The organism is Fredinandcohnia onubensis (assembly GCF_002734285.1).
In the GTDB taxonomy this organism is placed as follows: domain Bacteria; phylum Bacillota; class Bacilli; order Bacillales; family Bacillaceae_L; genus Ferdinandcohnia; species Ferdinandcohnia onubensis_A.
In genome coordinates, this window is the sequence record NZ_NSEA01000008.1 from 186,020 (window position 1) to 198,730 (window position 12,711).

The window sequence follows — 12,711 nt, forward strand, 5'->3', positions numbered from 1 at the left end:
GACTTTAAATCAAAATGGAGCCTAATTAGAGTTAAGACCAAAACATCATAAAAAAGAGGCTGCATAATTACAGCCTCTTCTAGCAATATGGAAATTAATGTCTGGGACGAGGGACCTGTCCCTCTGACCCACTGCATCTGACCGACCTGGATCAATGCCAATTATTTGGTTTGGGCGGTGCGGTCTTGGAGTTGGTGGACTGAGACGTTGCCCCAGCTTAGGTCTTTGACGCGGTAGGTTTCGATTAGGTTTTCGTCTAGTTCGATTCCTAGGCCTGGTACATTACGATCTGGGACATGGAGATAGCCGTCTTGATATTGGATGCGATTTTTTACGACGTCTCCGATATAGAGTTCCGGTCCTGTTGGGTCAGACGTATAATTCAGATTTACTAGATTTGCTCCCAAATGGGCCATTGATGCAGTACCGATTGATAGTTCTTGTGTGGTACCTAGGATGACGCTTTTTCGAGCTACTTCGGCAACAGCCGCTGCTCTTTTTGCTGCTGTTAATCCACCAATAAAGATTGGAGAAATATTAAAGATATCTACTGAATCATGTTTGATCATTTCGTACTGATGTTTTGTAGACCAAACATGTTCACTGATTGGGTAATCGGTTCTCATCCGAATATGATGCAAGCCCTCATAGTCATTGGCAAAAGCAGGGCTTTCAATCATCTCAAGACCCAAATCATATTTTGTTAAACGTTTGACCGCTTGTAATGTTGCTTTCCAATCAAGTAAGTGACTAAAATCAAGTGACTTGATTTTTACTTCGTTACCAAACTCGCTTTTAACAGCTGCTAAAAAGGCTTCATCGGCGTCAATATTTTTACCAACATATAAGCGGAATGTATCAAATCCTTGGTGTAATCGTTGACGTACGACCTCGACGTTCTCTTCCACTTCTTCCATAAATCTCATTCGGAAAATCGGGTAGCATACTTTAATTTTTTCTCTTATTCTACCACCTAGCATATCAGCAACTGAAATACCTAGATACTTCGCACATAGGTCATAGAGGGCAACATCGACTCCATTACGGATGAAGCTCCCCTTTTCATAGTAATACATAGCTTCAGGGAAATTACCAGAAAGCTCTTGGTTAAGCTTCATAATATCAAATGGATTTTCCCCAATCAGAATAGACTTTAAGACATTCGTTAAATCCTCAACATCGGGTGCGTAGCGTGGGAGATGCGAAAAGTCGGACATCTCACCAATCCCCACGATCCCTTCGTCAGAAAAAATCTTAACAATAATATGCTTATTCACAAAACCGGTATGACGTGGAATACCAACAACTGTTAAAGTAATATCTGTTATTTTCATTTACCATCATCCCTACTTTACTATTTTTATAGACCTTGTTATGTACGATTTTTATACTGGTGTAATGGTTACTGTTTTAATTGAAGTGAAAAATTCTTTTGCCGCTTCACCTTGTTCTCTTGAATGGGAACTAGATTGCTTCATGCCACCAAACGGTGCCTGTAATTCAACACCCGCACTTTCACCATTTACTTTGATTAAGCCTGCATCAATTTCATTAATATACGTGAAGGCGTTACCAATATCTTTCGTAAATAATGATGCTGATAAGCCGAACTTACAATCATTTGCCTTTTCAAGCGCTTCTTGCAAGCTATCAACCTTAAATAAACATAGTACAGGGCCGAAAATTTCTTCTTGTGCAATGGCACTTTTATGGTCCACATTCTCAAACACAGTAGGCTCAACATAATACCCGTTTTGATAGTCATTACCCTCTGGCACTTTTCCACCCGTAAGTAGCGTTGCCCCAGATTTTTTACCTTCTTCTAAGTAATGAAGGACGGTATTAAGTTGAGATTTTGAAGCCAAAGGTCCCATATAGGTGGATTCCTCTAAGCCAGAACCTATTTTTATAGCAGCTACTTTTTCAAGGACTCTCGTTTTAAATTCCTCATACACCGCTTCGTGAACAAAAGCTCGGCTTGTCGCTGTACATTTTTGTCCAGTATGTTTCATGGCTCCGCTAGCTGTCAATTCAGCAGCTAGCTCTAGGTCTGCATCATCAAGAATGATCGCTGGGTTCTTTCCGCCCATTTCAAGCTGATACTTTGCCCCTCGTTCAACACAGCTCAAGGCAACGACTTTTCCGACTTCATTAGAACCTGTAAAACTGATGGCATTCACATGAGGGTGATTGATCAAATGGTCACCAACAACCGAACCTCGTCCCGTTACAATATTAATAACACCTTTTGGAAACTCTGCTTCTGCAAAAGCTTCAACAATCTTAATCGCTGTAATCGATGTTTCAGAAGCTGGTTTTAAGACGACCGTGTTTCCATACACCAATGCCGGAGCGATTTTCCAAATTGGGATGGCTATTGGGAAATTCCAAGGTGAAATGATCCCTACAACACCAACAGGTACACGTGTTGTAAATAATAGGTTCTTACTTCCGCCCGATGGGATGTTATCTCCCACTTTTCGATAACCTTCTTGCGCATAGTATCGTAAGATCTGAACGGCTCTTGTCACTTCACCCTTTGTTTCTGCTAAGGTTTTTCCCATTTCAAGTGTTGCCGTTCTCGCAATATCATCTACTTTCTTTTCTAAAATATCAGCTGTCTTATGTAGAAAGTGGCCTCTCTCTAGCGCAGAAAGATCCTTCCAGTTTGACAATGCCTCTTTTGCAGCAACCACAGCATTGTCGACATCATCCTTGGTTGAACTAGGGAACTTTCCTACATTCTCAGAAAAATTGGCAGGATTATTACTCTCCAAAAACTCACCATTACTTGATTGACACCACTGGCCATCAATAAGATTTTTATAAATTTGACTCATATTTTTCCCCTTTCTATTTTACGAGATTGGGTACAAATCCCCATGATTCGAGTAAATCAATTAATTCCTGACGATCGGATTCATTAAGAGCGGAAACGGGTTGTCTAGTAATCCCAGCATTTAATCCGATATGTTCCATTGCTTCTTTAATGACAACAACATTGTTTCCACTATTGTATTTCGCACGTAAATTTTCAAAAGGTACTACCTCTTTCCATACCTTCCAAACAATATCTTCATTTTTTGACTTAAGTGCATTTAGCATTTCAAATGATTTTTCGGGAAAAAGATTAACAAGTCCTGAAGTAAAACCAACTGCCCCGGCATTAAAGAAAAATGGCGCCCATTTCTCAGCCGTTCCGCAAATCCAGGCAATATGATGTTCGGGTGAAACAGTTTGAACAGTGTTAGTAAATCTAGGGAGGTCGTTTACAGCATATTTAACTGCAACAAGTTTTTCTAATGGGGCTAATTTGACAAGTACATCATCACTTAAATTGGGATCTTTAAAATATATACAAGATGGTAAATCGACACATTCAATGATGGATTTGAAGTATTCATATGCGCCTTCGTTTGTAATATAAGGGTGGATTGGCATATGAATCATAACACTATCAGCACCAACGGATTTCGCGTAATTTCCCATGTCGATGGCGGTTTCAACGGAGTATCCAATTCCAGCCAGCACAATAGCTCTTCCATTTACATACTCTACTACTCTTTTAATCTCTTCCTTTGCTTCCTCAATGGTAAGGGAATAGAATTCGCTTGTGTTGCCACAAGGAACAATGACCTTCACACCTCTTTGGATGAGAAACTCAACATTCTCTTTTACTCCGTCCCAATCAATTTCTCTTGAATCTTTTTTAAATGGGGTAATGGTAATACCAGAAATGGTTTCAAATTTTTCTTTCCAGTCAGCGTAATTCATCTTATCCTCCTCTAATCCTTGATTATTTTTACGTAGTTCCATTTAACACATCATACAAAGTTCGTAAAATATGTGCTTTCATAAGATGTTCAGCTAGTTCTGGGTTTTTTGAAATAATGGCATCACCAATTTTACGATGCTCTGTATATCCTGATAGTAATTCCCCTTTTTCCTTCAGGGCTCTTTTTCGGAAAGCTTTATCAAAGGATCCGATGTTATCTAGAATTTGGGTAACCATCGGATTGTCAGCAATGGATCGGATCATTCCGTGAAATTTGGTGTTTTCCTCTACCAATCGCTCTACTTCATTTTGTTGCAAAAGGTACTCCATTTTCTCCATTTGTTGCTGTAATTCTGCTTTTTGAACTTCATTAAGTTTCATTGCAGCAAGCTTAGCACAAACTCCTTCAACACCAGCTCTTAAGATTTGTACTTCTTGAATATTAACATCCGCTAAACTTGATACATATGTTCCTTTTCTAGGAATGGTTTCAACAAGACCCTCTTGGCTAAGCATTCGGAACGCTTCTTTGATCGGAGTAGTACTAACTCCCATTTTTTCTGAGAGCTCCCTTTCTTTTAAATGATCACCAGGCTTAAATTGTCCTGAGATAATCGCTTCACGAATGGATTCAAGAACAACATCACGTAAGGATTTCACCTGCTCCGTTTTCAAAGAGAATAACTCACCGTTCATTTTTTCCACCTCCAATTTGGATATTTTTTAGTTTGTGATATCTGATATATCATATATTAGCACCTGTTTTATTTTTTGTAAATAATGAGTAGTATAAAATTTCAGATTATTTTATTTTGACGATCTCATTATAAGCCATTAATAAGGGTGCGACACCGTGCCCGTTGTTGTCTACAACATTCTCGCCACGAACATAATAGTCATAACTACCATCACGTATCCTGCCTAATTCCGGGTGTTTTCCTAAACCAGCACTTCTGCAAATACCACCTAAGAACACTTCCTCATCTTCTTCACGCATATAGGTTTGTACTGTTCCATCAAATGCAGATACTCCGTATTTTTCATAGCTTTTCGATAAATACCCTAGGCGTACAGCTTTTAAAATAGCATAGGACATCATGGTTGTTCCGCTTGTCTCTAAGTAATTTCCTTCCTCACCTGGATGCTCCACTACTTGATACCACATTCCATTTGGTTGCTGATAATTTAACATTCCGTCGATTGTTTCTTTTAAAAGGCTTTTTAGCTCGTGAGAATCAACATCTTCTCCTTCTAATAATTCAAGTACATCCACTAAAGCCATTGCATACCAACCAACTGCCCTACTCCAAACATGTGGTGAGTGACCGGTTTCCTTATCGCACCAAAACATACTACGACTCTCATCATAGGCATGAACGTATAGTTTTGTTTGATCATCAAATAAAAACTTGCGAACGTTTTTGAATTGCTCGATTGTATCCGTGAAATCTTTCTCCTCTTGGAACTCCTTGATATATCTCACATAAAATGGTTGCCCCATATATAGCCCATCTAGCCAAATTTGATTTTCATAATTCGTTTTGTGCCAGAAGTTCCCGCTTTTTGTACGAGGATACGTTTGCAACTGTGTATACAATATATCTAAAACCTTTTTATACTTTAAATCTCCTTCTCTATTAAAAAGTGTAAATAAAACGTTTGCCATCCGAATTTGATCGATGTTGTAGTATTGAGTATCAATCTGTTCAATTTCTCCCTCATCATTATAAAGTCTGTCAATAAAATCCTTTACAAATTGATACTCCCTCTCATCAACTGTTAGCTCATAGCTATCAAGATAAGCTTTTAATATACATGATTCGATGTAATGCCAACGATGTGTAAACCATTTACCCTCTTGCTTCATATAGTCCTGTTTAAGTTTTTCTACTAATTGATAAGTCAATACATTTCCCTCCAATTTTATGTAAATCTTACTCTATAAGATATATCATATTTCTTATAATTTAAATCGATTATGAAATCGTTGTCAACACGGTGATAACTTGATTTTAAAGACTTAAAAGCTTGTACAACCTTTGATACTAAAGGATTTTAGCTACGAACAATCTATCGATAATTTTAAAAAGTTAAAAAATTCTCAAAAAGGTATTTACTAATCAACCATCATCCATTATGATAAAAAACATGATATATCAAATATCACTTAAACGTAGGAGGTTGATGTAATGAAAAAGCCCGGAAAAGTTTTTTCTCTTCTTTGTGCTGCTACACTAGGTATTGGTTCACTTACTGCCTGCAGTGGTGAAAGCGCTTCAAAAGGTTCTGACGAAGAATTTACACTCTCAGCTATGGTAAAACTCCACTCACCAGAAGTCCCTAACAAGAAGATTATTAACATCCTCGAAGAAAAAACCAATATGAAACTAGATTTTCAATTTGTCCCTTATAATAATTATAAGGAAAAAGTAAATGCCCTATTTGGATCTGGTTCATTCCCAGACTCTGTTGTTTTAGACTTAGACATGCTTACTCAATATCATGAAGCGATTCAAGATGGTCAGTTTTGGGAAATTGGTCCATATTTAGATGAATTCGAAAACTTGAGTAAAATGAAAAAAGATATTCTTGAAAATACAAAAGTCGATGGAAAGCTTTACATGGTTTATGAAGGAAAGCCTCTTTCTCGACAAGGAATGATATATAGGAAAGATTGGGCTGAAAAGCTTGGATTATCAGCGCCAAAAAATATCGATGAATTTTATGAAATGCTACGAGCATTTACGGAAGAAGACCCTGATGGGAACGGAAAAGACGATACTATTGGGTTAACAGATCGTAATGAATTAATATTTGGTGCTTTCAAAACGGTTGCATCTTGGTTCCATACACCTACCAACTTCGGTGTGAAGAACGGAGAAATCAAACCAGAATTTATGTTCCCAGAATATATGCAGACACTTGATTTCTTTAGAGACCTACATGAAAAAGGTTACATAAACAAGGATTTCCCTGTTACAAGTAAAGCGGATCAACAAGGCTTACTTAAAAGCGGTAAAGCAGGCGTATATGTAGGTTCAATGGGTGATGTTGAATCACTTTATTTAGATGCAGTGGCAAATAATCCTAATGCTGAGTTCGATGTACACAATCAGGTTGCTGGCCCAGATGGGAAATTTACTGTTTGGTCTTTACCTGGATATGGTAATGGTATCTTATTCCCGAAATCGTCTGTTAAAACAGAAGAAGAGTTAAAAAGAATCCTAGGTTTCTATGATTTCCTAATGACTCCCGAAGGATCTAATTTAACCTATTGGGGTATTGAAGGCGAACATTACACAGTTGAAAATGGCGAAGTAGTAATAAAAGATCAGCAAATTTATGATAAAGAAGTTCGTCCATTACAAACACTAAAAATTGCTGAAGAGGAAACAAATGGTCGTTTAAAAGCAAAATATGATTATGAACCGATGGCAAAAGCTGAAGAACTATTTATTGATAATGAGCAATACTTAATTCCTGACCCAACGGTTGGGCTACACTCTCCTTCCTTCAATGAAAAAAGTATGATGTTGCAAAAAATTATTGATGACGCGACATACCAATATATTATTGGTCAGCTTGATAAAAATGGTTTTGAAGCTGCGGTCAATGAATGGGTGAAGCAAGGCGGAGACAAAATCATGGAAGAATTTACAGCTGCTTATCAAAAGAAGTAATAACGTACAAAGCCTGCATTGATGTGCAGGCTTTGTTTTGTGTGTTTGTTAAGTTAAATCCCAATATATCTAGTGTCATCTTTTTTAAGAGGAAGCGTATCTAAAAAACGTTGAATTTCCATATCCCAGAATTCCCATGTATGACCGTGACCATCAGCTATATGGTAGGTGTAGTCGTAAGAATCACTCAGTCTATGAAAAAAGTCACGTACCTTATCGTTCAAATCTAACCAAGGATCCTCACTTCCGCAAGCATGATAGACTTTTGGAAGAGCTTGACCTGACTTTGCAGCTTCAATCGCTAGATATTCAAGATCATGGTCTGTATTTTTTATATCACCATCACCGAAGATCTCGACACGCGCTTGTGCTTTCTTTGAACCATCATTACGAAATGGAACATCAGCCTTATTTCCAGCTGAAAAGGCACCGATAGCAGCATAGAGATCTGGTCGTGCTAAACCAATCCGCAAACAGCCATACCCACCATTCGAAAAGCCCGATATGTAATGATCATCACGGTCTGTGGACAGGCGTGGAAACAAATGATGGATAAGACCCGGAAGTTCCTCTGTCATATAGGTGAAAAATTTCCCACCATGTTCCATGTCTGTAAAGCAAGAGTTCAATCCTCCAGGCATGATGACTGCAATGCCATACTTAATCGCATATTTTTCGATATTACTCATTCGAAGCCAAGCAGATGCATCACCAGAACCACCGTGAAGAAGCCATAATACCTTAAGTTGTTGTTCTTCTTGATAGGGTTGCCTTTCCTGAGGAAGAATGACGTTTAATGTAACATCCATCCCAAGAACTTCAGAATACACATAGGTTTCGATTAGCGCCATCATCGTTCCCCTCCTTTCGTAAGACCAGGTTTTGTAACGGTTAACCATGAGATAAATGTTTCCAGCGAATGATCCCAATGCTTCCAATCAGTCTGTTCATCAATTGTTTTTTCAAAGGTTGTCTTTACTCCGAGATTTGACAGGTATGTATTAAAGGATTCATTTTCTTCTAATAAGGCATTTTCTGCATTACAAGTTAGATAGATTTCTGGAAGTGGTTTGTTCAAGGTTAGTAAAGTTTCTGCTGCTACATATACATTTTCGGTACTTTTATTTACCTCGTCAAATTGACCAAATATATCTATGGCTTTTTGTTTATCTAATCGGTTAGCAATCCCCATTACGTCTATAGGACTTGAAAAGGAAGCAGCCAGACTAAACGTATATGAAGCGGATAATCCTGCCTTCAATGCTCCGTAGCCACCAATACCATTTCCTGCAATAAAGCGTTCGTCCTTTGATTGAGAAAGCGGAAACATATGCTCGCAAATTGCAGACAATTCCTCGGTGATAAAAGTAAAATACGGCTTTCCATGATACATATCCGTGTAGTAACTTGTATGTCCGGCTGGCATGACAACTGCAAGTGAAAGATCATCAATATATCTTTCTAGACTTGTTTTTCGTAACCATGAGGTGTGTCCATCCCCCATCTCATGTAATAGATAAAGAGTTGGAAAGGTTTGACGATTTTCAGCAAATGACTGTGGCAATAGAACGGCCATTTCGACGGGCATGCCCAGTATTTCAGAATGATATTTTACATTAAGTAAGGCCATTATTATCACTCCCTCTTATAAAATAATAATAAGAAAGGGCGATCTCCTACTTGAAGTATCGCCCTTGCTTATTTATTTTTTACTATTGTATCATTATTTAACTCTTTTCCTTCTCATCCATTGTGTTGCTGCCCACTTATCACCAACGATAACCGGTGCCCCACCGTGTAAGGTTTGTTCATTTAAGTCTTGGTCATTATAAAAGTATTCAAAGTACACAGCCATCCCCTTTTGTGGAGATACTGAAAAATTCAACTTTGGAAAATACGTTTCCCCGCCATGTTCCACATCGCTTAAATACATGACAATTGTACTGATTCTAGGGTTATTTATCACCTTATTAGTAGATGTGAAAAAGTCAAAATGAGCTTTATATTCTTGCCCAATTTGATAATTAAGAATTTGAAGACCTTCTCCATGTTCAGTTGGTATATTCATAATCTGAGAGATTCTTTTTTCAATTCTACTAACAATAATATTTTCACTTTCTTCTAAAAAAGTACTACTACTCGTCCTCATATGATCTACACGTGCATTGCTAATTTTTGAACGATTTATTTTATCCTTAGACAAGCTAATTAACTCATCACATTCTTCATCACTTAATACATTACCTAAGATTACGATTAAAGGTTCTTCCAACCTAGCAATAATCTTGATCTCTCGGTCCTCTGTTATAATTTTATTGCCAATATGAGTAAAGATTGTTGGCTCCTTAGTTGGTAAATCTGTAGCATCCATTGTCAACTTTCATCAACCTCTTCAGAAATTTAGATTTGTAAATAATAGATTGATATTAAACAGAAATAATAATTGTTCTTGGTTCCCTCCTGTTTTCAAAATGGATGTAAATGTTGAATTAGTTCACCGAAACTAATTTTTGCTTTTTTATTTTACACTTTGAAAATGTATTTTTCTACTATTTTTTTGAAAAAAATAACAAATAAATTACTAGATTACTATATTTCGTTCATTTCAAATGAAAAGCCGATTAACCCTTTTCATGGAGTCATCGGCTGAATAGATTAGATTAACACACCAGTTACTTCTAATGGTGTTAAAGCTTTTGTGTTATTTATAAAGACAAACGCATCATACCGCTCAGATATCACTGACGGCACATAGTTACCATATTGTTCGTATTGCGGATTATAGACAACGCCAATTGCACGGTGTCCAAGTTCTTTTTTAAATATATTTCTATTTTTCTCATTAAAAACAAGAATCTTATCGTATGCTCCCGCTTTATAAAGAAGATCTTCCCAGCTGCCAACAACTGCTGGAGGGGTATTCATTCTTTCGAAATCTACACCCCATTCGCTAGCTGCAACCACCGTTCCATGATGTGTACCGAAACCAACAATAAACACATTTTCACTACTTATTTCTTCCCTGATAAGTTGTCCTACATTTACAAGTCCTTCATTTGCCATATCAGTAGCTCTTGCATCCCCAATATGTGTATTATGTTCCCAAATGATTCCTTTGGAATGATGGTTATAGAAAGAATCAATTCTACGTATGACCTCAACCATGTGACGATCTCTAATATTCCATGATTCATTATCGTTCGTAATCATCGTAGTATAATAATTTTCAGCATTCGCCGTAATAAGCGCGTTTACCTCTACGTTTAAACTACTTTCATGTGAATCCTGATAGGCATGTTTATTCGCCATTATTTCCGTCAAAAGCTGTAGAACCTCTTCATGACATCCTTCATTATAAAAAGAAGAAGACAAAGCATACTTTTCTGCTTCTCGATTAAATGGTTCAAAACAAGCGAAAGCTTTTCTCGCGACCTCAAGATCAGGTGAGTTTCTTTTTTCTAGATACTTTAGAATTTCATCCATTGATTCCCATAAACTATAGATATCAATTCCATAAAAACCAATCTTTTTTTCATTCGGTTTTCCTTGGTTAAACTCTTTTAACCATTCAACTAAACCGATTATTTCTTCATTTGCCCACATCCAGGTTGGCCAACGTTTAAAAGATGATAGCACATCTCGGGCATTTTTATATTTTTTTGAGTAGCCTTTAATATAGTTATTCACCTGTTGGCATGCTGGCCAATCGCCTTCTACTGCAATAAAAGTAAACTCTTTTTCAATGATTAATCTCTTGGTGAGTTCCGCGCGCATTTTATAAAACTCAGATGTACCATGTGAGGACTCACCCAACAAAATGTATTTCTGATTTGTTATCGCAGTAACAAGTGGGTCGAGATCGTGTGTAAAATTTGTTAATGGAATTGAATGTTGTTGGATCGCTTGTATCATTTTATCTACCATATGAGCCCCCTTAGTTTTTATATTCTGCCTGATACGAATTCTCGCCTGAATGAACAGAGAGCAGTGTATCAGCATAACCAACTAGTCGATTTACAAGTTCATCAGAAATGGCATAAACTAGCTGATGAAGTGACTCTTTATGTAAGGCGGGATCGTCAAATATAATCGTAGTATTGATGAAAATCTCCTTGGTATCATATAAGTTGTAGTGGATAATAACCTTGCCAGCAGCACCACCAGTAGTCGGGTCCTTATAGCTCGGTAAAAAAACATACCATTCCTCTGCAGAAGGAGATCGAAAGTTTTTTGTGAATGTTAAACCTTTAATTTCTTCCTCTATTTGTTTACTTATTTGTGGATCAATCACATCAAAGATCTTGTTTTCCATAGCTGATTCTTACTCCGCTGGATTCGCATCGACAGCAATCTCATATGCATCTAGCACCATATCACGTTCAGTTGGATCTTTGATTCCTGTCAAAAACTGACCATCATCCGTATTTTCTACCTGCATGACAAATGTATTATTCTGGTCCTGTTCGGAGTGTAACAATGCATATGTTTTTTCCTTCATATCAAATAAGGCCTCAATCGAAAATTCCTTTTCTTCGCCGTTTTCATCTTTCACCACGATCTTATCTCGATATACATCGCTCATGTCATACACCTCCTGTAATTTGCATTACTATCTTTTCCAAAACCATCAAAATTACTAAAGGACTTTTGAAAACGCAAAAAGCAGTGTATTTTCTGATGAGAAATACACTGCTTCCAGAGTTATATTAATTTAATTTTTGCTTAGATTAGTCCACTACAACCATTAAAATGGAATTTAATGATTGGGACGAGGGACCTGTGTCCCATTATTCTTCATTGAACCACAGTTTTGTTTTGTCGTCGACTTCGCCATTGTAGTTGATTAGGATTTCTTCGCCTGCTTTTATGTCTTTGTACGCATAGAAATCAAATGTGTGATTATCAAAGTTAATATCATAAACGGCATTCGGTTCATAGGAATGGTTAAATAGCATTCCATATCCGAGGAGGATTGCCGTATGATTAATTCCATACTCAAAAGCGTAATCAGCGAGTAATGTTTTTTCAATGTGCTCGTGCTGGTCATTCGGATAAGAGATTACGGGTGCTTCATGGATTAGTTGTCCTTTTTTAATATCCATTGTAGCAAATACCCCTCTATTGAATTCCCCATCACTTAATAAAGATTTTTTTATTTCGATCATGTTGTTTGCCCTACCTCATTTTTGACTTCCTTCTAACTTTAACATTAATTTGCGAAAACAAAAAGGTGCCAGTTTACTGACACCCCTTAAT

General features: G+C 37.2%; 13 protein-coding genes. 1 reads left to right on the top strand and 12 read right to left on the bottom strand.

The genetic code is table 11. The features are described from left to right. Window positions 1-161: 161 nt before the first annotated feature. The 5 genes from CKJ95_RS08890 to CKJ95_RS08910 all read right to left on the bottom strand — a co-directional run bounded on the left by CKJ95_RS08890 (window position 162) and on the right by CKJ95_RS08910 (window position 5,681). Window positions 162-1,334, bottom strand: a complete 1,173-nt coding sequence (locus CKJ95_RS08890; protein ID WP_099353055.1) for a mandelate racemase/muconate lactonizing enzyme family protein — start codon at window positions 1,332-1,334, stop codon at window positions 162-164. A 51-nt stretch (window positions 1,335-1,385) separates the two neighbouring features. Beyond that, window positions 1,386-2,840: an alpha-ketoglutaric semialdehyde dehydrogenase GucD gene (gucD, locus tag CKJ95_RS08895; protein ID WP_099353056.1), complete on the bottom strand. Its 1,455-nt coding sequence runs from the start codon at window positions 2,838-2,840 to the stop codon at window positions 1,386-1,388. Between the two features lie 13 nt (window positions 2,841-2,853). Next, window positions 2,854-3,774, bottom strand: coding sequence for a dihydrodipicolinate synthase family protein (locus CKJ95_RS08900; RefSeq protein ID WP_099353057.1), 921 nt, complete (start codon window positions 3,772-3,774; stop codon window positions 2,854-2,856). 28 nt (window positions 3,775-3,802) lie between these two features. Beyond that, complete coding sequence (locus tag CKJ95_RS08905; RefSeq protein ID WP_099353058.1) at window positions 3,803-4,471, bottom strand: GntR family transcriptional regulator; 669 nt, start codon at window positions 4,469-4,471, stop codon at window positions 3,803-3,805. Window positions 4,472-4,577: 106 nt separating this feature from the next. After that, complete coding sequence (locus CKJ95_RS08910; RefSeq protein WP_099353059.1) at window positions 4,578-5,681, bottom strand: glycoside hydrolase family 88/105 protein; 1,104 nt, start codon at window positions 5,679-5,681, stop codon at window positions 4,578-4,580. A gap of 283 nt (window positions 5,682-5,964) precedes the next feature. On the opposite strand from CKJ95_RS08910, the gene CKJ95_RS08915 reads away from it, so the two are divergent. Then, window positions 5,965-7,455, top strand: a complete 1,491-nt coding sequence (locus tag CKJ95_RS08915) for an extracellular solute-binding protein (RefSeq protein ID WP_099353060.1) — start codon at window positions 5,965-5,967, stop codon at window positions 7,453-7,455. Window positions 7,456-7,508: 53 nt separating this feature from the next. Here CKJ95_RS08915 and CKJ95_RS08920 read toward each other — a convergent pair whose 3' ends face one another. The 7 genes from CKJ95_RS08920 to CKJ95_RS08950 form a co-directional block, all read right to left on the bottom strand. Then, window positions 7,509-8,309: an alpha/beta hydrolase gene (locus tag CKJ95_RS08920; RefSeq protein WP_257215742.1), complete on the bottom strand. Its 801-nt coding sequence runs from the start codon at window positions 8,307-8,309 to the stop codon at window positions 7,509-7,511. Continuing rightward, window positions 8,306-9,085, bottom strand: a complete 780-nt coding sequence (locus CKJ95_RS08925) for an alpha/beta hydrolase (RefSeq protein ID WP_099353061.1) — start codon at window positions 9,083-9,085, stop codon at window positions 8,306-8,308. Before CKJ95_RS08925 ends, CKJ95_RS08920 begins: the two co-directional genes overlap by 4 nt. Before the next feature lie 93 nt (window positions 9,086-9,178). Beyond that, complete coding sequence (locus CKJ95_RS08930) at window positions 9,179-9,826, bottom strand: 2OG-Fe(II) oxygenase (RefSeq protein ID WP_099353220.1); 648 nt, start codon at window positions 9,824-9,826, stop codon at window positions 9,179-9,181. Between the two features lie 284 nt (window positions 9,827-10,110). Next, window positions 10,111-11,379, bottom strand: a complete 1,269-nt coding sequence (locus tag CKJ95_RS08935; protein WP_099353062.1) for an erythromycin esterase family protein — start codon at window positions 11,377-11,379, stop codon at window positions 10,111-10,113. Window positions 11,380-11,389: 10 nt separating this feature from the next. Then, complete coding sequence (locus CKJ95_RS08940; RefSeq protein WP_099353063.1) at window positions 11,390-11,767, bottom strand: hypothetical protein; 378 nt, start codon at window positions 11,765-11,767, stop codon at window positions 11,390-11,392. Between the two features lie 9 nt (window positions 11,768-11,776). Continuing rightward, window positions 11,777-12,037 (bottom strand): DUF1292 domain-containing protein, encoded by a 261-nt coding sequence (locus tag CKJ95_RS08945; protein WP_099353064.1) that lies wholly within the window; start codon window positions 12,035-12,037, stop codon window positions 11,777-11,779. 205 nt (window positions 12,038-12,242) lie between these two features. Further along, on the bottom strand, window positions 12,243-12,620 hold the full coding sequence (locus tag CKJ95_RS08950; protein WP_099353065.1) for an SET domain-containing protein: 378 nt from the start codon (window positions 12,618-12,620) through the stop codon (window positions 12,243-12,245). Window positions 12,621-12,711: the final 91 nt, after the last annotated feature.